Below are 23,656 nucleotides of genomic sequence, written 5' to 3'. Positions count from 1 at the left end.
CGGGCGCAGGGTGGTGCCGTGGTTCACGCCGGGAGCACCGCCTTGTAGCCGGCCGGCACCTGGGCGTCCGGGCGGCGCAGGTACAGCGGCACGTTCGGCAGCAGCTCGCGCCCGGCGGCCAGCTCGGCGGCGGCGAAGCCGGCCAGGGCGCCGGCCGAGACGTGCTCGGGGCCGTGCGCGCCCGGGAAGGCGTCGGGGTAGAGCAGCGCGCCGGCGCCGACCGATCGCGGCCGCGGCGACAGCTCGGCCGGGCGGTCCACGCCGGGGCCCTCGGTGCGGCGGCCGTCGGCGTCGTAGGAGGCCCAGTAGACCTCCTTGCGGCGCGCGTCGGTGGCCACCGTGAACGGCTGCCCGGCCAGGCCCTCGGCGCGCGCCTGGAACGCGATCGCGTCCAGGGTGCAGACGCCGTGCACCGGCAGGCCCAGCGCGTGGCCGAGCGCGGCGGCGGTCACGAGGCCGACCCGCAGGCCGGTGTACGGGCCGGGGCCGACGCCGACGGCGATGCCGGTGAGCTGCTGCTTGTCGACGCCGGCCGTCCGCAGCACCCGGTCGATGGCGGGCAGGAGCAGTTCGCCGTGGCGCCGGGCGTCGACCTGGTCGGTCTCGGCGAGGACGGCCGTGCCGTCGTGGACGGCGGCGGTGACGGCGGGGGTAGCGGTGTCGAACGCGAGCAGCAGCACGGGTCAAGGTTAGACCGACGTTGGGCCGACCGGCCGATCGATCCGGCGTACCACTGCGGAACACACGTCCGAGCCGCTGCGGAGCGGCCCGCGGGACCTGGCACGATTAGGGCGGTACGTACAGCGGACGGCGGCGGGAGCGGCAGTGGCGAAGATGGGTCCTGGAGTGGTGGTCACGGGGCTGACCCTGGGAGCCCTGGCGGTCGTGAGCCTGCTGGCCTTCCAGGCGAACGGCGCCCAGGACCGCGCGGGCGCCGCCCGGCCGACCGCCACCGCGACGGCCGGCGGCCCGGCCACCTCGGCGGCGCCGAGCACGACCCCGACCCCGACGGCACCGACGCTGCCGGCCTCCTCGGGCACCGGCACGCGGGTCGTCTACTCGGTCTCCGGCCACTACGTGTGGCTGATCGAGCCGAAGAAGAACCCGCAGGTGGTCGCGGCGTTCCCGGTCACCCCGGGCACGGTCGAGCCGACCCCCGGCGCGTACCCGGTGTACAGCCGCACGGCCACCACCACCGGGACGGACGGCAAGCAGATCGAGCACGTGGTGCGCTTCGCGCAGCAGAACGGCGTGGTCTTCGGCTTCAGCGCGGCCGTGGACGGCGCGACGCCGACCGCCGACCCCAAGACCAAGACCGGCGGCATCCGCAGCTCCCGCCAGGACGGTCAGCTGCTGTGGGACTTCGCCCCGAAGGACACCAAGGTGGTCGTGGTCGCCTGAGGCGCGCCCGTCCGACTCGTGGTCACCTGAGGCGCGCGCGTCCGGCCTGGGCCGTCAGGCCGCGCGGGGCGTGTCCGTCCCGGCGTCGTCGGCCCGGCGCGGCGCCGGTTCGGGCGGGGTGGACACCGCCTCGGCCGCGGCGCACGCGGCCAGCAGCGCCCGCATCGGCTCCCCCGGAGCGCGACGGGCGGACTCTCCGGCCCCGGTGGTGCGCACGGCGCGCTCCGGGGCGGGGGTGGTGCTCGACATGGCGCCTCCCTAGTTAGGCAGACCTAACCGCAGCACCCATCCCATCACGCCCGGCGCCCCCCTCGCAACACTTTCCCGACAGCCTGTCGGCAAACGGACGGCGAAGCCTCCACGCGGTCCGACGGGCCGTCACGCCAGCTTCGCCAGCTCGACGTCCTCCCAGCGCGCCCCGATGCCGGTCAGCAGCACACGGCGCGGGTCGTGGTCCTCGCCCGCGGTGTCGCCGATCGCCCGCTCGATCCGCACCTCCAGACGGTCCTCGGACAGCCGCTCGACCTTGCCCTCGCCCCACTCGACCACCACCACCGACTCCGGCAGCGACACGTCGAGGTCGAGGTCCTCCATCTCGTCCAGGTCGCCGCCCAGCCGGTACGCGTCCACGTGCACCAGGGCCGGACCGCCCACGAGCGACGGGTGCACCCGGGCGATCACGAAGGTCGGCGAGGTCACCGCGCCGCGCACCTGCAGGCCCTCCCCCAGGCCCCTGGTCAGCGTGGTCTTCCCCGCGCCCAGCTCACCCGAAAGGAGCACCAGGTCCCCCGGCCTCAGCAGCGCGGCCAGCTCCCGGCCGAGCCGGCCCATCCGCTCCGGGGTGGGGACGGTGAGAGTGGCGTGCGAGCCCATGCGCGTGTCTTGCCCTTCGGTCCGTACCGGGCGCGCCGACCACCGGCCGCCCCCGCTACCGTGCCACATCCGCGGCCGGGCGCGCGCCGCGGTCCCCGGCCGTCCCTCAGACCGGATCGAGGACGGACGGCGGCGGCTCGGCGGCCCCGCCGAACGCCGCGGCCCGCCTGAGCAGCGCGGCCAGGTGGTGGTCCACCAGCTCCGGGCGCTCCAGCATCACCAGGTGGCCGGCGCCCTCGACGATCACCAGCTCGGCGCCGGGCAGTTGCTCGGCCATCGCCTCGCTGTGCGCGGGCGGCGTCAGGAGGTCCTTGGTGCCGGCCAGCACCAGCGCCGGCAGGCCGCGCAGGGCCGCCAGCGCGGCGGTCTTCTCGTGCGCGCCGAACACCGGGTAGAACTCGGCGACGACGTCGATCGGCGTGGCGTCCAGCAGCTGCTCGGCGAAGCGCACCACGCCCGGGTCGACGTCCTTCGAACCGAACGAGAACTTCCGGTAGAACACGGCCGCGACGTCCGAGCCGAACCGGCGGGTCGCCTCCACCAGCTCCACCTGACGGCCCAGCAGCTTGACCACCCCGGGCGCGACCCGCTTGAACAGCTTCGCGCCCGCCGACGGCAGGCCCAGGCTGACCTGGTCCCAGTTCCCCGCCAGCGTGCCCACCAGCGCCACGCCGGCCACGCGCTCGCGGAACAGCTCCGGGTGCTGGTCGGCCAGCGCCATCACCGTCATGCCGCCCATCGAGTGGCCGACCAGCACCAGCGGCCCGGTCGGCGCGACGGCGTCGATCACCGCCTTGAGGTCCCCGCCCAGCTGGTCGATGCTCGCGGGCTCCCCGGCCAGGTAGGAGCGGGAGCGCTCCGAACGGCCGTGGCTGCGCTGGTCCCAGAAGACCAGCCGCAGGCCGTCGCGCAGCGCGGCCCGCTGGAAGTGCCAGCTGTCCTGGTTCAGGCAGTAGCCGTGGCTGAAGACCACGGTCAGCGGCTCGGCGGCACCGCCCGCGTCGTCCCAGCCGGTGCCGTCCAGCTCGACGTACAGCTCGGTGCCGTCCGGTGCGGCCACCGTCCGCGGGCGCCCGCGCAGCGAACCGTACGGCGCACCGGCGTCCAGCTCGGCCCGGGCCCGGCGGCGGGTCGCCCGGCCGACCGTCAGCCGTTCGATCGCCACGCCGGCCGCGGCCCCCGCCGCCAGCACGCCGACCGAGATCCCGATCACGCCCGCCCGGCTCACCCCGGACGCCGCCTTCGCGACCGCCCCGGCCGGGCCGTCGGACTCCGTCATGCGCGGACCGTGCCGTCCAGGTGGCGCCGCGGCACCCGGGCGCCGATCCGGGTCACGATCTCGTACGCGATGGTGCCGCAGGCCCGGGCCCAGTCCTCCGCGGTCGGCTCGCCGCGCTCACCGCTGCCGAACAGCAGCACCTCGTCGCCGACCTGCGGGGTGTCCCCGCCGAGGTCCACGACGAACTGGTCCATCGCCACCCGGCCCGCCACCGTGCGCCACTTGCCGCCGATCTGCACCGGCCCGGTGCCGCTCGCGTGCCGCGGGACGCCGTCGCCGTAGCCCACCGGGACGAGCCCCAGCGTGGTCGGCCCCGGGGTGGTGTAGTGGTGGCCGTAACTGACCCCGTGCCCGCCGGGCACGTGCTTCACCAGCGCCAGCCGCGCCGTCAGCGACATCACCGGGCGCAGCCCGAAGTCGGCCGGCGAACCCACCTCGGGCACCGGCGACAGCCCGTACGCGGCCAGGCCCGTACGGACCAGGTCGAAGTGCGACTCCGGCAGCAGCAGCGCGGCCGGCGAGTTCGCCAGGTGCCGCACCTCGGGGCGCAGCCCGGCGGCCTCCGCGTACGCCAGCGCGGTGTGGAAGGCGTCCAGCTGGGCCTGGATCGACGGGTGCCCGGGCTCGTCCGCGGCGGCGAAGTGCGACCAGACGCCGACGACCGTGAGCAGCCCCTCGGCCTCGGCGCGGCGGGCGGCGTCGACCAGGGCCGGCCAGTCGTGCGGCTGGCAGCCGTTGCGGCCGAGGCCGGTGTCCGCCTTCAGGTGCACGCGGGCCGGGATGCCGGTCTCGCGGACCGCGGGGAGCAGCTCGTCGAGCGCCCACTGCCCGCTGACCGAGATGTCCAGGTCGGACAGGAGCGCCTGCCGCCACGGGCCGCCCGGCGTCCACAGCCAGCACAGGACGCGGGCCTGCTCCGGGCCGATGCCCGCGGCCCGCAGCGCCAGCGCCTCCTCGGGCGTCGCGCAGCCCAGCCACCCGACCCCGTTCGCGACCGCCTCGCGGGCACACGCGACCGCGCCGTGGCCGTAGGCGTCCGCCTTGACCGCGAGCATCACCGCCGCGCTCGCGACGCGTTCGCGCAGCGCGGCGAGGTTGCCGCGCAGGGCGCCCAGATCGATGGTCGCCTCGGCCCGTACGCCGTCGGTGAGGGTGGCCGAGCCGGCCGTCTTCGCAGTTGTCATCAGGGTCAGTCTCCCAGACGTCCCGGAGTCCTCGCCGAACGCCCCGTCGGCGCGGCGCCCCACGGCCGCCGTCCACCCGCTGCTCCGACCTGCACCGGACCGGCTCTCCGCTACCACGGACGCCCCGGCCCCACCCCCGGTTCCGCTCCCCTCCACACACGAGACGTCGGCCGAACCGACTTCCCACCGGAGCGAACGGTCCAACCCCGACACGAGAGCAGCACACCGAAAGTCGGCCCACCCGACTTCCCGCGCCTCATCCTCAGCCCCGCCTACCCGCCCGCACATCTCGCCGCACCCAGGACGTCGCCGCCCACGGAGGGCACCGCTCGCCACCCCACCCGGGCGTCCCTCCACGCCATCCAGGGCGCCGACTGCGCCGCTTCATGGTGGCCGCCCCGACCTGAGAGCATGCGCGCGCCACCTCACCTGCACGCCCTGCCTCGCCACCGTCGGCGCCGCGTGTGCCGCCCCGGAGGCAGGCCGCGCCACACCACCACCAGCGCACCCACCACCCAGCAGCCGGCCAGGCCAGGCCAGGCCAAGCGAGCAAGCCACCGGTCCGGAGGCAGGCCGCGCCACACCACCACCAGCGCACCCACCACCCGGCAGCCGGCCAGGCCAAGCGAGCAAGCCGCCGCCCCCCGCCGCGCCCTACCCCGCCCGCACGGCCCGCCACACCACCGGCAACGCCTCGGCCACCGCCATGGCCGTCGCCGGGGCGCCCGGTGTGCCCGCTGCCCGGCGGCCGGCCAGGCCGTGGAGGTAGGCGGCGACCGAGGCGGCGTCCAGTGGGGTCAGACCGGCGGCGAGGAGGGAGCCGGCCAGGCCTGCCAGGACGTCGCCGCTGCCGGCGGTCGCCAGCCAGGAGGTGCCGGTCGGGTTGACGCGGACCGCGCCGCCGGGGTCGGCGATCACCGTCGTGGAGCCCTTGAGCAGGACGGTCGCCCGGTAGGCGGCGGCGAGGCGGCGGGCGGTGGTCAGCCGGGTGGCGGCCAGGTCGTCGGCGGCCGGGGGTGGTGTGCCGTCGGCGCCGGCGAGCAGCCGGGCGGCCTCGCCGGTGTGCGGGGTGAGCAGTGTGGGCGCGGTGCGGCCGGCCAGGGCGGCCGGGCCGAGGCGGCCGAGTTCGGTCAGCCCGTCCGCGTCGACCAGCACCGGGACGTCGCTCGCGAGCGCCTCGGCGAGGGTCTGCCGGGCGGTCTCGCCGCCGCCCGGGCCGACCACCCACGCCTGCACCCGTCCGGCGCCGTGCGGCCCGCCCTCGGTGACGAGCGTCTCGGGGAAGCGCCGCACGACCTCCTCGGCCGCCGCGCCGACGTACCGGACCGCGCCGGCGCCGCCGCGCAGCGCCGCGGCGACGGCCAGCACCGCCGCGCCGGGGTACGTCGCCGACCCGGCCGCCACGCCGACGACGCCGCGCCGGTACTTGTCGCTCTCGACGCCCGGCTCGGGCAGCAGCGCCGCCACGTCCGCGTGCTGGAGGGCGGTCACGTCCGCCTCCGGCAGTTCCAGCCCGATCCCGACGAGTTGGAGCGTCCCCGCGTACGAGGCGCCCGGGTCGACGAGCAGGCCGGGCTTGTACGTGCCGAAGCACACGGTGACGTCGGCGCGCAGCGCTTCGCCCGGCACCTCGCCGGTGTCGGCGTCGACCCCGCTCGGCAGGTCCACGGCCACCACCAGGCCGCGCCGGGCGGCCTGCGCGTACGGCAGCGCCCCGGACCGCAGCCCGCCGCGGCCGCCGATGCCGACGATCCCGTCCAACACCAGGTCCGCGCGAGAGAAGTCGGCCAGGCCGACTTCCTGCTCCACGACCACCCGTCCGCCCGCCGCCCGCACCGCGCCGAGCCCGCCCGCGTGCGCTCGCTCGGGCGCGAGCAGCACCGCCGTCGCCCGCGCACCGCGCCGGGCCAGCGCGGCGGCGGCGTACAGGGCGTCACCCCCGTTGTCCCCGCTGCCCGCGAGCACCACCACCCGACTGCCGTACACCCGGCCCCGGCGGCCCGTCAGCAGCCGCGCGCACGTCGCCGCGAGCCCCGCGGCCGCCCGCTGCATCAGAGTTCCGTCGGGCAGCCGGGCCATCAGCTCCCCCTCGGCGGCCCGGACTACTTCCACACGGTGTGCATGACGCATTCGGAAGCTCCTTCAGCAGACGCCGACGCCGGCCCGCGGCACACTTTCGAGTGACCCTACTTCGATCCCCCGCCGGCACCGGTCCGTACGCCTACGGTGTCGCACGTGGACCTGCTCCAGACGTTCCTGAGGCTGCATGTGCCTCAGTTCTTCAAATCCGAGCTCTTCCAGCCCGAAGAGGAGATCGTCATCGCGCCGTCAGCGGGCGGCACTCACGAGCACGCGGTCGCGTGGTTCGCCCGGACCGTGGCCCGGGAAGCGGTCGAGGAGCTGTACGTCAGCACGGCCAGGGGGCTGATCACCCCGGCGGGCCGGTTCGTCCCGGCCGCCACCGTGGCCCCGGTGGGCCACTTCCGGGATCAGGCTCCGTGGGCACCATCCGCCGGCGTCGCGCTCGTCCTCGAACTCCCGTCGACCTGTCCGCACAGGGCGCGCGAGCCGAAGCGCCTCGGCTACGCAGCCGCCGACATCCCCTACTACCTGCTGGTCGACCGCACTGCGGGCAGGGTCACGCTGTTCACGGCCCCGGAGAACGGCGACTACACAGCGCACACCCAGACCGACTTCGGCAAGCCGGTCGACCTGCCCGCCCCGTTCTCCTTCACGCTCGACACGGCGCCCCTGCGGTAGCCGCAGGGGCGCCGTGGAGAGGGGCCGGGACTACTCGACCGTGACGGACTTCGCCAGGTTCCGCGGCTGGTCGACCTCGTGGCCCTTGGCCGTGGCCAGCTCGCAGGCGAAGACCTGCAGCGGGACGGTGGACACCAGCGGCTGGAGCAGCGTCGGGGTCGCCGGGATGCGGATCAGGTGGTCGGCGTACGGCACGACCGCCTCGTCGCCCTCCTCGGCGATCACGATCGTCCGGGCGCCACGGGCGCGGATCTCCTGGATGTTGGAGACGATCTTGTCGTGCAGGATCGAGCGCCCGCGCGGCGAGGGCACGACCACGACGACCGGCAGCCCCTCCTCGATGAGCGCGATCGGGCCGTGCTTCAGCTCGCCGGCCGCGAAGCCCTCGGCATGCATGTAGGCGAGCTCCTTGAGCTTGAGCGCGCCCTCCAGGGCCACCGGGAAGCCGACGTGGCGGCCGAGGAACAGCACCGAGCGGGCGTCGGCCAGCGAGCGGGCCAGCTCGCGCACCGGCTCCATCGTCTCCAGCACCTGCTCGACCTGCTTCGGCGCGTCGCCGAGCTCGCGGATGATCGTGAAGATCTCGTCGCCCCACTTGGTGCCGCGGACCTGGCCCAGGTACAGGGCGACCAGGTAGCAGGCGACCAGCTGGGTGAGGAACGCCTTGGTCGACGCGACGGCGACCTCGGGACCGGCGTGCGTGTACAGCACCGCGTCCGACTCGCGCGGGATCGTCGAGCCGTTGGTGTTGCAGATCGCCAGCACCTTGGCGCCCTGCTCGCGGGCGTGCCGCAGGGCCATCAGGGTGTCCATGGTCTCGCCGGACTGCGAGATCGCGATGACCAGCGTGCCCGGGCCCATGATCGGGTCGCGGTAGCGGAACTCCGAGGCGACCTCGACCTCGCAGGGGATGCGGGTCCAGTGCTCGATCGCGTACTTGGCGATCATGCCGGCGTGGAACGCGGTGCCGCAGGCGACGATGACGACCTTGTCGACGGAGCGCAGGTCGGCGTCGGAGATCCGCAGCTCGTCGAGGGTCAGGCGGCCGTCGGTGCCGATCCGGCCGAGGAGGGTGTCGGCGACGGCCTTCGGCTGCTCGGCGATCTCCTTGAGCATGAAGTAGTCGTAGCCGCCCTTCTCGGCGGCGGAGGCGTCCCAGTCGACGTGGTACTCGCGCACGTCGGCCGGCGTGCCGTCGAAGTTGGTGACGGTCACGCCGTCGTGGCGCAGCTCGACGACCTGGTCCTGGCCCAGCTCGATCGCCTCGCGGGTGTGCGCGATGAACGCGGCGACGTCCGAGGCGAGGAAGTTCTCGCCCTCGCCGCGCCCGACGACCAGCGGCGAGTTGCGGCGGGCGCCGACGACGACGTCCGGCATGTCGGCGTGCACGGCGACGAGGGTGAAGGCGCCGTCCAGCCGGCGGCAGACCACCCGCATGGCCTCCGCGAGGTCGCCCTGGTAGGCCTCGCCGAGCAGGTGCGCCACGACCTCGGTGTCGGTCTCGGAGCGCAGGGTGTGGCCGCGCTCGGCGATCTCGGCGCGCAGCTGGGCGAAGTTCTCGATGATGCCGTTGTGCACGACGGCCACGCGGCGGTCGTCGTCCAGGTGGGGGTGGGCGTTGGCGTCCGTCGGGCCGCCGTGGGTGGCCCAGCGGGTGTGGCCGATGCCGGTGGTGCCGCCGGGCAGAGGGGACTCGGCGAGCGACTTCTCCAGGTTGGCGAGCTTGCCGGCCCGCTTGTCGGTGGCGAGGCTCCACTGCCCGTCGGAGCCCTGGACCTGCACGGCGACACCGGCCGAGTCGTAGCCCCGGTACTCCAGTCGCTGCAGGCCTGCGATTACTACGTCGAGGGCGGACTGCGCGCCCACGTATCCAACAATTCCGCACATGCGTGCCAGCATAAGGGCGGGTCTGGGCCCGTTTTCCCACCTTTCGCGAACAGTGCGTGACCGACACCACAACCACCGTGAACGCCGCCACCGCTCACAATGGAGGACGTGCTGACCGAACTCTGTACCCGGGGCGCGACCGCCCCCGGCCCCTCGCCGTCCCCCTACGTGGACCTCAGCCGGGCCGAGTGGAGCGCCCTTCGCGAGCGTACGCCGCTGCCACTGACCGCCGAGGAGGTCGAGCGGCTGCGCGGTCTCGGCACGGCACTCGACCTGGACGAGGTCCGGGACGTCTACCTGCCGCTGTCCCGGCTGCTGAACCTGTACATCCACGCCACGCACGACCTGCGGGGGGCGCTGGGCACGTTCCTGGACACCCCGGACACCGAGCGCACCCGCACGCCGTTCATCATCGGCGTGGCCGGCTCCGTCGCGGTCGGCAAGTCGACCACCGCCCGGCTGCTGCAGGCCCTGCTGGCCCGCTGGCCCGAGCACCCGCGGGTCGAACTGGTCACCACCGACGGCTTCCTGCTGCCCAACGCCGAGCTGCGCCGCCGGGGCCTGATGGCCCGCAAGGGCTTCCCCGAGTCCTACGACCGCCGCGCGCTGATGCGCTTCGTCGCGGACGTGAAGGCGGGCAAGGACCGCGTCAGCGCCCCGGTCTACTCGCACCTGGTGTACGACATCGTGCCGGACGAGCGGCTCACCGTGGAGCGCCCGGACATCCTGATCGTCGAGGGCCTGAACGTCCTCCAGCCCGCCCTGCCCGGCACCGACGGCCGGACCCGCCTGGCGGTGGCCGACTACTTCGACTTCTCGATCTACGTCGACGCCCGCACCGACGACATCGAGCACTGGTACCTGGACCGCTTCCGCAAGCTGCGCGAGACCGCCTTCCAGGACCCGAACTCCTACTTCCGCCGCTTCACCGAGGTGCCGGAGGAGGAGGCGATGGACTACGGCCGCCAGGTCTGGCGCACCATCAACAAGCCCAACCTGCTGGAGAACGTGCTGCCGACCCGGGGCCGGGCCACCCTGGTCCTGCAGAAGGGCCCGGACCACAAGGTCCGCCGGGCCCTGCTGCGCAAGCTCTGACGCCCCCTCGGAGCAGACCGCGAAGGCCCCCGCCGCGCCCCCTGATGTCCAGGGGCCGCGGCGGGGGCCTTCGTCACGTCCGGGCTCAGCCCAGGTGCGTCCGCACGGCCTCGGCCAGCTTGGCGGCGACGCCCTCGGCCTGGACGGCGTCCGCGGCCTCGACCATGACGCGCACCAGCGGCTCGGTGCCCGACGGGCGCAGCAGCACCCGGCCGGTGGAGCCCAGCTCGGCCTCGGCCTCGGCGACCGCGGCGGCCAGCTCGGTGCTGGTCTTCACCCGGCCCTTGTCGACGCCCTTGACGTTGATCAGGACCTGCGGCAGCCGGGTCATCACGGCGGCCAGGTCGGCGAGCGGCTGCTTGGTGGCGGCCAGGCGGGCGCCCAGCATCAGGCCGGTCAGGGTGCCGTCGCCGGTGGTGGCGTGGTCCAGCAGGATGACGTGGCCGGACTGCTCGCCGCCGAGCGCGAAGCCGTGCTCCTTCATCGCCTCCAGCACGTAGCGGTCGCCGACGGCGGTCTCCACCAGGTCGACGCCCTCGCGCTCCATCGCCAGCTTGAAGCCGAGGTTGGACATCACGGTGGCGACCGCGGTGTTGCGGCGCAGGGTGCCGGCCTCCTTCATGGCGACGGCGAGGATGGCGATGATCTGGTCGCCGTCCACCTCGTTGCCGTCGGCGTCGGCGGCCAGGCAGCGGTCGGCGTCGCCGTCGAGGGCGATGCCGAGGTCGGCCTGGTACTCCTTCATCGCCGTGCGCAGCCGGTCCAGGTGGGTGGAGCCGACGCCGTCGTTGATGTTGAGGCCGGTGGGCTCCGCCCCCAGGGTGTGGACGACCTCGGCGCCGGCCCGGGCGAAGGCCTCGGGGGCGACGTAGGCGGCGGCGCCGTGGGCACCGTCGATGACGACCTTGATGCCGTCCAGGCGGTTGGGCAGGACGCCGATCAGGTGGGCGACGTACTTGTCGAAGCCCTCGGTGTACTCGCGCACCCGGCCGACGGCCGCGCCGGTCGGACGGTTCCACTCCTCGCCGCCGAGGGCGTGGGCGCGGTAGTGGGCCTCGATCGCGTCCTCGATCGTGTCGTCCAGCTTGTGGCCGCCGCGGGCGAGGAACTTGATGCCGTTGTCCGGCATCGCGTTGTGGCTGGCGGAGAGCATCACGCCGAAGTCGGCGCCGAGCGCGCCGGTGAGGTACGCCACGGCCGGGGTGGGCAGCACGCCGACGCGCAGCACGTCGACGCCGGAACTGGCCAGGCCCGCGATGACCGCGGCCTCCAGGAACTCGCCCGACGCCCGCGGATCGCGGCCGACCACCGCGACCGGCCGGTGGCCGTCGAAGGCGCCGGCCTCGCCGAGCACGTGGGCCGCCGCGACCGACAGGCCGAGCGCGAGCTCCGCCGTCAGGCCCACGTTGGCCACTCCGCGCACGCCGTCCGTACCGAAGAGTCGTCCCACTGTCCCGTCCTCCATCAACCAGTCCCGGAAGTCCACTCGGTCCCCGGCCGCCGCACAGTAGCCGGGGAACGCGTCGCCCCGGAGTACACGTGGTACTCCGGGGCAACGGTTGCGCAAACCAGGGGGCGGCGCCGCCAGGGCGGTACGCACCCCCTGGGACGCGATTAGCGCTTGCTGTACTGCGGCGCCTTGCGGGCCTTCTTCAGACCGGCCTTCTTGCGCTCGACGGCGCGGGCGTCACGGGTCAGGAAGCCGGCCTTCTTCAGCGCGCCGCGGTTGTTGTCCACGTCGGCCTCGTTCAGGGCACGGGCCACGCCGAGGCGCAGCGCGTAGGCCTGGCCGGAGACGCCGCCACCGCTGATGCGGGCGACGACGTCGTAACGGCCGTCCAGCTCGAGGAGCTTGAAGGGCTCGTTCACGGTCTGCTGGTGCACCTTGTTGGGGAAGTAACCCTCGAGGGTGCGACCGTTGATCTTCCACTGGCCGGTGCCGGGGACGATGCGCACGCGGGCGATCGCCTCCTTGCGACGGCCCAGGCCGGCGCCGGGGACGGCCTCGCCGAAGCGGCCGGCCAGCGACTCGGAGGTGTAGCTCTCCTCGGAGGTGTACTCGCCCTCGACGGCCTCAACGGCCTCGTCGAAGTCGACCTCAAGGGTTTCAGTGGTCTCGGCCACGGTGTTCCTCAGCTCTTTTCAGTGTTGGGGGGCTTGGTGGCCGAATTACTGCGCGACCTGGGTGATCTCGAACGGCACCGGCTGCTGGGCAGCGTGGGGGTGCTGGTCGCCCGAGTAGACCTTCAGCTTCGAGAGCATCTGACGGCCCAGGCTGTTCTTGGGGATCATGCCCTTGATGGCCTTCTCGACGGCCTTCTCCGGGTTGTTCGCCAGCAGGTCGTCGTAGCGCACCGAGCGCAGACCGCCCGGGAAGCCCGAGTGGCGGTAGGCCAGCTTCTGGGTCTTCTTGTTACCGGACAGGTGCACCTTGTCGGCGTTGATGATGATGACGAAGTCACCAGTGTCAACGTGCGGCGCGTAGATCGCCTTGTGCTTGCCCCGGAGGAGGTTGGCGGCCTGGGAAGCCAGGCGGCCGAGCACGACGTCGGTCGCGTCGATGACGTGCCACTGACGCTGGACGTCGCCGGGCTTGGGGCTGTACGTACGCACGGTCGTAGCCTTCGCTTTTCAGTGAGTGAGTCCTGACAGGAGCACCCGGACGGAAGAGCAGCCTGATCACCCTTGGACGCAATTCAAGGGTGACCGCTGGTCGTCGACCTGATGTCTCCGGCGTACCGACCTCTCACGTGAGATAGAGCGAGCCAATACGCACATCAAGCGTCCAGGTTACCGGGCGGGCGGGGAGGGGTCAAAATCCCGCTCCCACCGGCCGCGGGACCGGCCGCCCGTCACTCAGCGTTCGCGCTCGACCCGGGTGACGTCCCAGACCGGCTCGGACGACTCGAACACCCGGCCGTCGGCCCCGAACACCAGGTAGCGGTCGAAGGTCCGGGCGAACCACCGGTCGTGGGTGACGCACAGCACCGTGCCCTCGAAGGCCTCCAGCCCGGCCTGCAGCGCCTCGGCGCTCTCCAGGTCCAGGTTGTCGGTCGGCTCGTCGAGCAACAGGGCCGTCACGCCGGAGAGTTCGAGCTTGAGGATCATCAGCCGGGCCTGCTGGCCGCCGGACAGCGACTCGAACTTCTGCTCCTCCTGCCGGTCCAGCTCGTAGCGGCGCAGCGCGCCCATCGCGGCGCCGCGGCTGAGCGCGTGCTCCTCCTCCACGATCGAGCGGACGGTGCGCCCGAACAGCTCCGGGTGGGCGTGCGTCTGCCGGAAGTGGCCCGGGACGACCCGGGCGCCGAGCTTCCACGCCCCCGTGTGCGCGACCGTCTCGTCGCCGGCCAGCAGCCGCAGGAGGTGCGACTTGCCGGCGCCGTTGGCGCCGAGCACCCCGACCCGCTCGCCGTAGAAGACCTCCAGGTCGAAGGGCTGCATCAGGCCGGTGAGCTCCAACTGCTCCATGGTGAAGGCCCGGACGCCGGTGCGCCCGCCCTTGAGCCGCATGGTGATGCTCTGCTCGCGCGGCGGCTCCTCCGGGCGGCCGGCCTCCTCGAACTTCTTCAGCCGGGTCTGGGCGGCGGCGTAGCGGGTGGCGAGCGCGTGGCTGACGGAGGCGGCCTGGCGCAGGGTGACGACCAGCTTCTTGAGCTTGGCGTGCTCCTCGTCCCAGCGCCGGCCGAGCTCCTCGAAGCGCGCGAAGCGGTCCTTGCGGGCCTCGTGGAAGCTGTCGAAGCCGCCGCCGTGCACCCAGACGCTGCTGCCGGCCGCGCCGGACTCGACCGCGATGATCTTGTCCGCGGTCTTCGAGAGCAGCTCGCGGTCGTGTGAGATGTACAGCACGGTCTTCGAGGTGGCCTTGATGGCCTCCTCCAGCCAGCGCTTGCCCGGGACGTCTAGGTAGTTGTCCGGCTCGTCGAGGAGGAGCACCTCCTCCGGGCCGCGCAGCAGCGTCTCCAGGACGAGCCGCTTCTGCTCGCCGCCGGAGAGGGTGTTCAGGCCGCGCCACTGGGCCTTGTCGAAGGGCACGCCGAGGGCCGCCATGGTGCAGACGTCCCAGTCGGTCTCGTAGTCGTAGCCGCCGACGTCGGCCCAGTCGGAGAGCGCCTGGGCGTAGGCCATCTGGGTCTTCTCGTCGTCCTGCGCGATCATCGCGAGCTCGGCGGCGTCCACCGCGCGGGCGGCGGTGGCGATCCGCTCGGGGGCGACGGAGACCAGCAGGTCGCGCACGGAGGCGTCGGCCGGCAGCGCGCCGGGGGTGGCCGACCGGTCCTCGCGGCCGGTGGTGCCGACGAACTGGCGCATCACGCCGAGCCCGCCGCTGATCGTCACCGAGCCGCCGTGCGGCTGGATGTCGCCCGCGATCATGCGCAGCAGCGTCGTCTTGCCGGCGCCGTTGGCCCCGACCAGGGCGACCGCGGCGCCCTCGCCGACCCGGAAGGACGCGTCGTCGAACAGCACCCGTCCGTCCGGCAGGTAGTACTCAAGGTGCGAAATCTCGACGTGTCCCATGGGAGCGATTGTCCCAAGCCGACGCCTCCGGCCAAAACGGATTAGGGGCCGGCCTCCGGAGACGGGCCCTAACCGGCGGCCGGCTGCCCGGGCAGGGTCCGCATGCGCCGGGCCTGGCGGTTGCGCTCGGCCAGCTGGTCGTCGGCCGGGTAACCGACCTCCTCCAGCGTGAGCCCGTACGGCCGGATCACGTTGACGGCCGAGTTGCGGACGCCGCCGGCCAGCACCTCGCCGGGGAACTCCACCGGCCGGTGCCCGTCGCCGACCAGCAGCATCGCGCCGACCAGCGCCCGGACCATGTTGTGGCAGAACGCGTCGGCGCGGACGGTGGCGACCGCGAGCGAGCCCTCCTGGGCGGCGTAGGGGTCCACCGGGACGCGGTCCCAGTGGAGCTCCAGCAGGGTGCGGATGGTCGTCGCGCCCTCGCGCTTCTTGCAGTACGCGGCGAAGTCGTGCTCGCCGAGCAGCAGCTTGGCGGCCTCGTTCATCCGGTCGAGGTCGAGCGGCCGGTCGTGCCAGAGCACGTGCCCGCGCAGCAGCGGGTCCACCCCGCCCTGGTGGTCGGCCACGCGGTACGCGTAGCGCCGCCAGATCGCCGAGAAGCGCGCGTCGAACCCGGGCGGCGCCTCGCCGACCCGGTAGATCCGGACGTCCCCGGGCAGCCGCCCGGCCAGCCGGCGCAGCAGCTTCTCGCGGTGCGCCTCCCACAGCTCGGCCGGCAGGTCGACGTGCGCGACCTGGCCGCGCGCGTGGACGCCGGCGTCGGTGCGGCCGGCCACGGTCAGCGGGAACAGCTCGCCGCTGCGGGTGACGACCTGCAGCGCGCTCTCGATCTCCTCCTGGACCGTCCGGCGGCCGCCCTTCTGGCGGGCCCAGCCGGAGAACTCGGCGCCGTGGTAGGCGAGGTCGAGCCGGACCCGGACGTAGCCGTCGGCCGGGCCGTCCTTCACCGGCGGCTGCTCGGCGCAATCGTTGACCACTGCTTCTCTTCTCCCGGGGACCTCGAAGACAAGGAACGGGCCCGCTCCCCCATCGCTGGGAGAACGGGCCCGCGGTACACCTAGAGGTGTCAGGCCTGCTCGGCGGCCTCGGCCTCGTCGGCCTTGGTCTCGACGGCGGCGGCCTCGTCGGCCTCCTTGACGGCGCGCTTGGTGGCGGCCTCGGCCTCGCCGACGGCGGTCTGCGCGACGGTCAGCGCCTCGACCAGCTCGATCACGGCCATCGGGGCGTTGTCGCCACGACGGGGACCGACCTTGGTGATGCGGGTGTAGCCACCCGGGCGGTTCTCGTAGCGCGGCGCGATCTCGGTGAAGAGGGTGTGCAGCACGGCGATGTCGGTGATCGTCTTGCGCACCAGGCGACGGTTGTGGATGTCGCCCTTCTTCGCCTTGGTGATCAGCTTCTCCGCCAGCGGGCGCAGGCGGCGGGCCTTGGCCTCGGTGGTGGTGATGCGGCCGTACTGGAACAGCTCACGGGCCAGACCGGCGAGCAGCAGCGGCTCGTGGTGCGGGCCACCGCCGAGGCGGGCACCCTTGGTGGGACGCGGCATGGAATTACTCCTTGGATCTCCGACTGCGGCCGTACCAGGTACCGCAGCGGGCGTACGGGCACTGTGCCCGCACGACTTTCACGACGACGGGGACGGTCCTCGCGAGAACCGCCCCCGCGGCCAAATCTCTTAGTACTGCTCGGTCTCGGCGTAACCCGCGTCGTCCAGGTCGTCGGCGCCGAAGGCGTCGGCGGCCGCGGTCGGGTCGAACCCGGGCGGGCTGTCCTTGAGGGCCAGGCCCATGCCGGCCAGCTTCGCCTTGACCTCGTCGATCGACTTCGCACCGAAGTTGCGGATGTCGAGCAGGTCGGCCTCGGAGCGGGCCACGAGCTCACCCACGGTGTGGATGCCCTCGCGCTTGAGGCAGTTGTAGGAGCGGACCGTGAGCTCCAGCTCCTCGATCGGCAGCGCCAGGTCGGCGGCCAGGGCGGCGTCCGTCGGGGACGGGCCCATGTCGATGCCCTCGGCGTCGATGTTCAGCTCGCGGGCGAGGCCGAACAGCTCCACCAGGGTCTTGCCGGCCGAGGCCATGGCGTCGCGCGGACGCATGGCGGGCTTGGTCTCGACGTCGACGATCAGCTTGTCGAAGTCGGTCCGCTGCTCGACACGGGTCGCCTCGACCTTGTAGGTGACCTTCAGCACGGGGCTGTAGATCGAGTCGACCGGGATGCGGCCGATCTCCTGGCCGGAGGCCTTGTTCTGGACGGCGGAGACGTAGCCGCGACCGCGCTCGACGGTCAGCTCCATCTCCAGCTTGCCCTTGCCGTTCAGCGTGGCGAGGACCAGCTCCGGGTTGTGCACCTCGACACCGGCCGGCGGCGCGATGTCGGCGGCGGTGACGACACCCGGGCCCTGCTTGCGCAGGTACATCACGACCGGCTCGTCGTGCTCCGAGGAGACGACCAGCTGCTTGATGTTGAGGATGAGGTCGGTCACGTCCTCCTTGACCCCCGGCACGGTGGTGAACTCGTGCAGGACGCCGTCGATGCGGATGCTGGTGACAGCGGCACCCGGGATCGACGACAGGAGCGTGCGGCGCAGGGAGTTGCCGAGGGTGTAGCCGAAGCCCGGCTCCAGCGGCTCGATCACGAACCGCGAGCGGAACTCGTCGACGACCTCTTCGGTCAGCGAGGGGCGCTGAGCGATAAGCATGGGGGGTAATCCTCCGGTTGTCTTCGGCACCCACTATTTGATGCCGACAGGACCAAGCGTACGGGGTCTCGCACAAAACGAGACCCCGTACGTGGTTTAAAGCAGGACCGGCGTGCCCGAAGGCGCTGCGTCAGACGCGGCGGCGCTTCGGCGGACGGCAGCCGTTGTGCGGGGTGGGGGTGACGTCCTGGATCGAGCCGACCTCCAGGCCGGTGGCCTGGAGCGAACGGATCGCGGTCTCGCGGCCGGAGCCCGGACCCTTCACGAAGACGTCAACCTTGCGCATGCCGTGCTCCTGCGCGCGACGGGCAGCGGCCTCGGCGGCCATCTGCGCGGCGAACGGGGTGGACTTGCGCGAGCCCTTGAAGCCGACGTGGCCGGCGGAGGCCCAGGAGATCACGTTGCCCGCGGGGTCGGTGATCGAAACGATGGTGTTGTTGAACGTGCTCTTGATGTGCGCGTGGCCGTGAGCGACGTTCTTCTTTTCCTTGCGGCGGATCTTCTTCGCGCCGGCAGCCTGACGACCCTTGGGGGGCATAAGTCTGTTCTCCTACTGAGGTGGTCGGTCCGCTGACCCGCGGGCCGGAGGGATGTCCGGTTACGGGACGGACTACTTCTTGCCCGGCTTCTTCTTGCCGGCGATCGCGCGACGCGGGCCCTTGCGGGTACGCGCGTTGGTGTGGGTGCGCTGGCCGCGGACCGGCAGGCCACGGCGGTGACGCAGACCCTCGTAGCAGCCGATCTCGACCTTGCGGCGGATGTCGGCGGCCACCTCACGGCGGAGGTCACCCTCGACCGTGTAGTTGGCGTCGATGTACTGGCTCAGCTTGACGAGGTCTTCCTCGGAGATGTCGCGAACGCGGACATCCGGGTTGACACCGGTCTCGGCCAGGGTCTGCTGGGCGCGGGTACGGCCGATGCCGTACACGTAGGTAAGGGCGATCTCGATCCGCTTCTCACGGGGGAGATCAACGCCGGCGAGGCGTGCCATTCAAGGCTCCTGTGTTTCTTCAGAGGTCTTGCGTGCTACCTACTCCGACATCTCACGATGAGGGAGCCCCGGCCTCTGACCGGGGGCGGCAGTCCGTCCGGTGTCCCGTAGACGGATCGGGTAGCCCGCTTATGACGTTTTTCGCGTCGCGCGAAGTACTACGAGAAATGCTGGGGAGAGATCAGCCCTGGCGCTGCTTGTGGCGCAGGTTGTCGCAGATCACCATGACCCGGCCGTGGCGGCGGATCACCTTGCACTTGTCGCAGATCTTCTTGACGCTCGGCTTGACCTTCATGTTCAGGTTCTCCGGGTCTAGATCTGACGTTCTTACTTGTAGCGGTAGACGATCCGGCCGCGCGTGAGGTCGTAGGGGCTGAGCTCCACGACGACCCGGTCGTCCGGCAGGATGCGGATGTAGTGCATGCGCATCTTGCCACTGATGTGCGCGAGGACCTTGTGACCGTTCTGCAGCTCGACCTTGAACATCGCGTTCGGCAGAGACTCGATCACGGTGCCCTCGATCTCAATGGCGCCTTGCTTCTTAGCCATGAACTGCGAGATCCACCTTCCGGGACCGGCTACCGTATGCGGAACGCTCGTGCGAACCTGGGTTCACCCCGTCCCCGAGGGGAAGAGGGCGCGCTGAAGCACGCTACGAGTGAGCCGACGGTCCATCCTACGCCAGCGCGTCCGATGGGCCAAAACGAGGCTCCCGCGGGACGGCCGCGTCACACCCCGGCGGACACCGCCAGCGGCTCGACGTGCGCGGTGCACGCCGAGCAGCGGCGGGCCGCCTCGGGTATGTCGGTCAGGCACTCGGGGCACGGACGCTTCGGGGTGGCCGGCTTCTTCGGCAGGTACCGGGCGGTGGCCTTGCCCACCGGCAGGACGACGCAGAAGTAGAGCACCGCGGCGGTCATCACGAACGCGATCACCACGTTGAGGAACTGCCCGTACGGGAAGGTCACGTTGGCGACCGTCGCCTTGTACGAGCCGAAGTCGCCGGCCGCGCCGACGACCACGCCGACCAGCGGGGTGAGGAACGCGGACACGAAGCCGGTCACCACCCCGGTGAACGCGGCGCCGATGACGACACCGACCGCCATGTCGACGACGTTGCCGCGCATCATGAAGTCGCGGAATCCCTTGAGCACGTGCTCTCTCCTCGCTCTGAGCCCACAAGTAGCCACTGCCAGCCGATAAAAATAGGACAAAAGCCCTGGAGGTCCAAACCTCCAGGGCTCCGGTGCCTTGTCGGCGGCGGCAGTCGGCCGCCGGGCGACTACGCGAGCGGGTCCGGCGCGGCCGTGACGCCGAGCTTCGCGAGCTCCGCCTTGCCGCCGTCGAAGGCGGTCAGGACCAGCGGGCCCTGCTCGGTGACGGCGACGGAGTGCTCCCAGTGCGAGGCCCAGGTGCCGTCGTTGGTGACGACCGTCCAGTCGTCCTCCAGCACGGTGGTGTGCGGGGTGCCCAGCGAGACCATCGGCTCGATCGCCAGCACGGTGCCGGGGATCAGCTTCGGGCCCTTGCCGCGGCCGCGCTCGACGTAGTTCAGGACGTGCGGCTCCATGTGCATCGCGGTGCCGATGCCGTGACCGCCGTAGCCCTCGGTGATGCCCCACTTGCCCTTCGGCGGCAGCGGCTGGCGGCGGATGAAGCCCTCGATCGCCTTGGAGACGTCGACCAGGCGGTTACTCTTCTTCATCTGGGCGATGCCGGCCCACATCGAGCCCTCGGTCACCCGGCTCAGCATCTCGACCTCGGGGCGGACCTCGCCGACGGCGACGGTGATCGCCGCGTCGCCGTGCCAGCCGTCCAGGATGGCGCCGCAGTCGATCGAGATGATGTCGCCCTCCTGCAGCACCCGGTCGCCGGGGATGCCGTGCACGACCTCGTTGTTCACCGAGGCGCAGATCACGCCCGGGAACCACAGGCCGCCGTGGTGCGCGCGGAAGTTGGAGGTGGCGCCGTGGTCGGTGATCACCTTGTCCGCGACGTCGTTCAGCTCCTGGGTCGTCACCCCCGGGGCGACCGCCTCACGGCAGGCCTTCAGCGCTTCGGCGACGACCAGCCCGGCCGCTCGCATCTTCGCGATCTGCTCGGGGGTCTTGATCTCCACCATCAGGGTCACGCCTTCCACGTTCCGTTTGCCACTGCGTACCACCGTACGACGCCGTACGGCCGCGCTGCCCGGGATAGGGAGCGCGGCCGTACGTACGTCGCTAAAAAACTCAGCTGTCCTGCTTCAGCGCCTCGATCGCGCGCTGCGTCACCTCGTCCACCTTGCCGAGCGCCGAGATCGTCGCCACCAGGCCCTGCTGGACGTAGTAGTCGATGATCGGCTCGGTCTCCGTGTGGTAGACCTCCAGGCGCGTGCGCACCTTCTCCTCGGTGTCGTCCGAGCGCTGGTACAGCTCGCCGCCGCACTCGTCGCAGACGCCCGCGACCTTCGGCGGGTTGTAGTCCACGTGGAACACGTGGCCGCCGTCGTTGCGGCACAGGCGCCGGCCGGCGATCCGGCGGACGACCTCGTCCTCGGGGACCTCCAGGTCCAGCACGCCGTCGAGCGTGATGCCCTGCTCGACGAGGAACTCGTCCAGCGCCTTCGCCTGGCCCAGGTTGCGGGGGAAGCCGTCGAGCAGGAAGCCGTTCGCGGCGTCCGCCTGCAGCATCCGGTCCTTGGCCATCCCGATGGTCACCTCGTCCGGCACCAGGCGACCCGCGTCCATGTAGCTCTTGGCCTCGAGCCCCAGCGGGGTGCCCTGGCCGATGTTGGCGCGGAACAGGTCTCCGGTGGAGATGTGGGGGATGGACAGGGTCTTGGCGAGCAGGTGCGCCTGAGTACCCTTCCCGGCCCCGGGAGGACCAACGAGGACGATACGCATCAGCGGAGGAACCCTTCGTAATTGCGCTGCTGGAGCTGGCTCTCGATCTGCTTCACAGTTTCGAGTCCGACGCCGACGACGATGAGAACGCTGGTGCCGCCGAACGGGAAGTTGGTCTGCTGTCCGAAGGCGACCAGGGCGATCATCGGGATCAACGCGATCAGGCCCAGGTAGAGCGAACCCGGCCACGTGATCCGGGTCAGCACGTAGTTCAGGTACTCGGCCGTCGGCCGGCCGGCCCGGATGCCCGGGATGAAGCCACCATACTTCTTCATATTGTCGGCAACTTCTTCGGGGTTGAAGGAGATCGCGACGTAGAAGAAGGCGAAGAAGACGATCAGCAGGAAGTAGGTGGCCATGTAGATCGGGTGGTCACCCTTGACGAAGTTCGTCCGGATCCAGGTCGCCCAGCCGGCCTGGCTGTTGGTCAGCTGGACCACCAGGGCGGGGATGTACAGCAGCGACGAGGCGAAGATGACCGGGATGACACCGGCCTGGTTCACCTTGAGCGGGATGTAGGTCGAGGTGCCGCCGAACGCGCGGCGGCCGATCATGCGCTTCGCGTACTGCACCGGGATCCGGCGCTGGGCCTGCTCGACGAAGATGACCAGCATCACAACGATGACGCCGACGGCCACCACGGAGAGGAACTCGACCCAGCCGCCACCGATGGTGCCGGACTGCTTGATCGCCCACATGTTGGAGGGGAACTGCGCCGCGATCGAGGTGAAGATCAGCAGCGACATGCCGTTGCCGATGCCGCGGTCGGTGATCAGCTCGCCCAGCCACATGATGACGGTGGTGCCGGCGGTCATGGTGAGCACCATGACGGCGACCCGGAACACACCGGTGTCCGGCACGATCTGGTTCGCCAGCGGGCAGCCGGAGAACAGCGCACCGCTGGAGGCCGTCGCGACGATGCCGGTGCCCTGGAGCACGGCGAGCGCGATGGTCAGGTAGCGGGTGTACTGGGTGATCTTCGCCGTACCGGCCTGGCCCTCCTTCTTCAGCGCCTCGAGTCGCGGGATCACGACGGTGAGGAGCTGGAGGATGATGCTGGCCGTGATGTACGGCATGATGCCGAGCGCGAAGATCGTGAGCTGAAGAAGCGCGCCACCACTGAACAGGTTGACGAGCCCGAAGAGGCCGCTGTTCTTGGTCTCCTTCACGCACTCGTTCACGGCCGTGAAACTCACGCCGGGAATCGGGATGTGCGAGCCCAGCCGGAACAGCACCATGATGCCCAGCGTGAACAGCAGCTTCTTGCGCAGGTCGGGCGTCTGGAACGCCCGCGCGAACGCACTGAGCACGGTGCCTCCTGCGCCTCCCGCACGTCGTCGGCGGGAGGGTCGGTCCTGAATGGGGAGTTTGCGGTTCGGGCCCCCGTACAGACGGCACAGGCGAGCCTACGCGCAGCCTACAAGGGAACTCCACGGACTCTAACAGTGCGCAGCCACTCGGAAGAAGCGCGTACGGCCCCTCCCCCACTCACGGGGTACGGGATGCCCGGATTTGCCACACAAAAGAACGAGGACCACTCCGGCCGGTTTTCGGTCCGTGGCCGAACCGGAAAAGCGCGAACCCCGCACTTCCCGGAGGAAGTGCGGGGTTCGGAGCTGTGATCAGCGGGCTCAGACGAGCTCGGTGACCGTACCGCCGGCGGCGGTGATCTTCGCGGCGGCGGAGCCGGAGACGGCGTCGACCGTCACCTGCAGCGCGACCGAGATCTCGCCGGTGCCGAGCACCTTGACGAGGGAGTTCTTGCGAACCGCGCCCTTGGCGACCAGGTCCTCGACCGTGACCTCTCCACCCTGCGGGTAGAGCTCGGCCAGCTTGTCGAGGTTGACGACCTGGAAGGTGATCTTGAACGGGTTCTTGAAGCCCTTCAGCTTCGGCAGGCGCATGTGGAGCGGCATCTGGCCACCCTCGAAGCGCTGCGGAACCTGGTAGCGGGCCTTGGTGCCCTTGGTGCCACGACCAGCGGTCTTACCCTTGGAGCCCTCACCACGACCCACGCGGATCTTGTCGGTCTTGGCACCCGGGGCGGGACGCAGGTTGTGGATCTTGATCGGGTTGTCGCCCATG

26 protein-coding genes are annotated in these 23,656 nt (G+C 71.7%); 3 read left to right on the top strand and 23 right to left on the bottom strand.

Annotated elements, in window-relative coordinates; genetic code table 11:
• Positions 1–23: 23 nt before the first annotated feature.
• On the bottom strand, positions 24–680 hold the full coding sequence (gene tsaB / locus ACFXDE_RS20410; RefSeq protein WP_380435948.1) for a tRNA (adenosine(37)-N6)-threonylcarbamoyltransferase complex dimerization subunit type 1 TsaB: 657 nt from the start codon (positions 678–680) through the stop codon (positions 24–26).
• Between the two features lie 154 nt (positions 681–834).
• On the opposite strand from tsaB, the gene ACFXDE_RS20405 reads away from it, so the two are divergent.
• Positions 835–1,401 (top strand): hypothetical protein, encoded by a 567-nt coding sequence (locus ACFXDE_RS20405; RefSeq protein ID WP_380435986.1) that lies wholly within the window; start codon positions 835–837, stop codon positions 1,399–1,401.
• Between the two features lie 54 nt (positions 1,402–1,455).
• On the opposite strand, the gene ACFXDE_RS20400 is transcribed toward ACFXDE_RS20405, so the two are convergent.
• From ACFXDE_RS20400 to ACFXDE_RS20380, 5 genes are all read right to left on the bottom strand, one after another.
• Complete coding sequence (locus ACFXDE_RS20400; protein WP_380435946.1) at positions 1,456–1,650, bottom strand: hypothetical protein; 195 nt, start codon at positions 1,648–1,650, stop codon at positions 1,456–1,458.
• A gap of 129 nt (positions 1,651–1,779) precedes the next feature.
• The gene (tsaE, locus tag ACFXDE_RS20395) at positions 1,780–2,274 is read right to left on the bottom strand and encodes a tRNA (adenosine(37)-N6)-threonylcarbamoyltransferase complex ATPase subunit type 1 TsaE (RefSeq protein WP_359962313.1); all 495 of its coding nucleotides are present in this window, start codon (positions 2,272–2,274) and stop codon (positions 1,780–1,782) included.
• Between the two features lie 106 nt (positions 2,275–2,380).
• Complete coding sequence (locus ACFXDE_RS20390) at positions 2,381–3,553, bottom strand: alpha/beta fold hydrolase (protein WP_380496068.1); 1,173 nt, start codon at positions 3,551–3,553, stop codon at positions 2,381–2,383.
• Positions 3,550–4,737 carry an alanine racemase gene (gene alr, locus ACFXDE_RS20385; protein WP_380496066.1) on the bottom strand — a complete coding sequence of 396 codons (1,188 nt, stop codon included), beginning with the start codon at positions 4,735–4,737 and terminating at the stop codon, positions 3,550–3,552. The genes ACFXDE_RS20390 and alr overlap by 4 nt, the downstream gene beginning before the upstream one ends.
• A gap of 654 nt (positions 4,738–5,391) precedes the next feature.
• Positions 5,392–6,867, bottom strand: a complete 1,476-nt coding sequence (locus tag ACFXDE_RS20380) for an NAD(P)H-hydrate dehydratase (protein ID WP_380496064.1) — start codon at positions 6,865–6,867, stop codon at positions 5,392–5,394.
• Between the two features lie 105 nt (positions 6,868–6,972).
• On the opposite strand from ACFXDE_RS20380, the gene ACFXDE_RS20375 reads away from it, so the two are divergent.
• A complete protein-coding gene (locus ACFXDE_RS20375; protein ID WP_380496062.1) occupies positions 6,973–7,497 on the top strand; it encodes a Uma2 family endonuclease in 525 nt (174 codons plus the stop codon).
• 30 nt (positions 7,498–7,527) lie between these two features.
• On the opposite strand, the gene glmS is transcribed toward ACFXDE_RS20375, so the two are convergent.
• Positions 7,528–9,384, bottom strand: a complete 1,857-nt coding sequence (gene glmS / locus ACFXDE_RS20370) for a glutamine--fructose-6-phosphate transaminase (isomerizing) (protein WP_380496060.1) — start codon at positions 9,382–9,384, stop codon at positions 7,528–7,530.
• A 99-nt stretch (positions 9,385–9,483) separates the two neighbouring features.
• On the opposite strand from glmS, the gene coaA reads away from it, so the two are divergent.
• Positions 9,484–10,479, top strand: a complete 996-nt coding sequence (gene coaA / locus ACFXDE_RS20365; RefSeq protein WP_380435934.1) for a type I pantothenate kinase — start codon at positions 9,484–9,486, stop codon at positions 10,477–10,479.
• An 85-nt stretch (positions 10,480–10,564) separates the two neighbouring features.
• Here coaA and glmM read toward each other — a convergent pair whose 3' ends face one another.
• The 16 genes from glmM to rplO form a co-directional block, all read right to left on the bottom strand.
• Complete coding sequence (gene glmM, locus ACFXDE_RS20360; RefSeq protein WP_380435932.1) at positions 10,565–11,929, bottom strand: phosphoglucosamine mutase; 1,365 nt, start codon at positions 11,927–11,929, stop codon at positions 10,565–10,567.
• A 164-nt stretch (positions 11,930–12,093) separates the two neighbouring features.
• Positions 12,094–12,603 carry a 30S ribosomal protein S9 gene (gene rpsI, locus ACFXDE_RS20355; RefSeq protein ID WP_049649053.1) on the bottom strand — a complete coding sequence of 170 codons (510 nt, stop codon included), beginning with the start codon at positions 12,601–12,603 and terminating at the stop codon, positions 12,094–12,096.
• A gap of 45 nt (positions 12,604–12,648) precedes the next feature.
• Positions 12,649–13,092 carry a 50S ribosomal protein L13 gene (gene rplM, locus ACFXDE_RS20350; RefSeq protein WP_030055846.1) on the bottom strand — a complete coding sequence of 148 codons (444 nt, stop codon included), beginning with the start codon at positions 13,090–13,092 and terminating at the stop codon, positions 12,649–12,651.
• Positions 13,093–13,335: 243 nt separating this feature from the next.
• Complete coding sequence (locus ACFXDE_RS20345) at positions 13,336–14,994, bottom strand: ABC-F family ATP-binding cassette domain-containing protein (protein WP_380496056.1); 1,659 nt, start codon at positions 14,992–14,994, stop codon at positions 13,336–13,338.
• Positions 14,995–15,062: 68 nt separating this feature from the next.
• Positions 15,063–15,974 (bottom strand): tRNA pseudouridine(38-40) synthase TruA, encoded by a 912-nt coding sequence (gene truA / locus ACFXDE_RS20340; RefSeq protein WP_380435927.1) that lies wholly within the window; start codon positions 15,972–15,974, stop codon positions 15,063–15,065.
• Between the two features lie 89 nt (positions 15,975–16,063).
• Positions 16,064–16,543 carry a 50S ribosomal protein L17 gene (gene rplQ, locus ACFXDE_RS20335; protein WP_359962289.1) on the bottom strand — a complete coding sequence of 160 codons (480 nt, stop codon included), beginning with the start codon at positions 16,541–16,543 and terminating at the stop codon, positions 16,064–16,066.
• Positions 16,544–16,672: 129 nt separating this feature from the next.
• Positions 16,673–17,695, bottom strand: a complete 1,023-nt coding sequence (locus ACFXDE_RS20330; protein ID WP_030055844.1) for a DNA-directed RNA polymerase subunit alpha — start codon at positions 17,693–17,695, stop codon at positions 16,673–16,675.
• Positions 17,696–17,825: 130 nt separating this feature from the next.
• The gene (rpsK, locus tag ACFXDE_RS20325) at positions 17,826–18,233 is read right to left on the bottom strand and encodes a 30S ribosomal protein S11 (RefSeq protein ID WP_030232513.1); all 408 of its coding nucleotides are present in this window, start codon (positions 18,231–18,233) and stop codon (positions 17,826–17,828) included.
• 72 nt (positions 18,234–18,305) lie between these two features.
• Positions 18,306–18,686 (bottom strand): 30S ribosomal protein S13, encoded by a 381-nt coding sequence (rpsM, locus tag ACFXDE_RS20320; RefSeq protein ID WP_097237495.1) that lies wholly within the window; start codon positions 18,684–18,686, stop codon positions 18,306–18,308.
• 181 nt (positions 18,687–18,867) lie between these two features.
• Positions 18,868–18,981: a 50S ribosomal protein L36 gene (gene rpmJ / locus ACFXDE_RS20315; RefSeq protein WP_003956441.1), complete on the bottom strand. Its 114-nt coding sequence runs from the start codon at positions 18,979–18,981 to the stop codon at positions 18,868–18,870.
• 32 nt (positions 18,982–19,013) lie between these two features.
• A complete protein-coding gene (gene infA, locus ACFXDE_RS20310) occupies positions 19,014–19,235 on the bottom strand; it encodes a translation initiation factor IF-1 (protein WP_003956442.1) in 222 nt (73 codons plus the stop codon).
• Positions 19,236–19,414: 179 nt separating this feature from the next.
• A complete protein-coding gene (gene mscL / locus ACFXDE_RS20305) occupies positions 19,415–19,840 on the bottom strand; it encodes a large conductance mechanosensitive channel protein MscL (RefSeq protein ID WP_380496052.1) in 426 nt (141 codons plus the stop codon).
• A gap of 128 nt (positions 19,841–19,968) precedes the next feature.
• Positions 19,969–20,808: a type I methionyl aminopeptidase gene (gene map, locus ACFXDE_RS20300; RefSeq protein ID WP_380496090.1), complete on the bottom strand. Its 840-nt coding sequence runs from the start codon at positions 20,806–20,808 to the stop codon at positions 19,969–19,971.
• Positions 20,809–20,917: 109 nt separating this feature from the next.
• The gene (locus ACFXDE_RS20295) at positions 20,918–21,571 is read right to left on the bottom strand and encodes an adenylate kinase (RefSeq protein ID WP_380435923.1); all 654 of its coding nucleotides are present in this window, start codon (positions 21,569–21,571) and stop codon (positions 20,918–20,920) included.
• Positions 21,571–22,881 (bottom strand): preprotein translocase subunit SecY, encoded by a 1,311-nt coding sequence (gene secY / locus ACFXDE_RS20290; RefSeq protein WP_380435921.1) that lies wholly within the window; start codon positions 22,879–22,881, stop codon positions 21,571–21,573. Before secY ends, ACFXDE_RS20295 begins: the two co-directional genes overlap by 1 nt.
• Positions 22,882–23,202: 321 nt before the next feature.
• Positions 23,203–23,655, bottom strand: coding sequence for a 50S ribosomal protein L15 (gene rplO, locus ACFXDE_RS20285; RefSeq protein WP_380435919.1), 453 nt, complete (start codon positions 23,653–23,655; stop codon positions 23,203–23,205).
• Position 23,656 lies beyond the last annotated feature (1 nt).

This window comes from Kitasatospora sp. NPDC059408, from assembly GCF_042751525.1.
In the GTDB taxonomy this organism is placed as follows: domain Bacteria; phylum Actinomycetota; class Actinomycetes; order Streptomycetales; family Streptomycetaceae; genus Kitasatospora.
The sequence above is the reverse complement of the archived record's forward strand: the minus strand, read 5'-3'. Positions and strand labels throughout refer to the sequence as shown.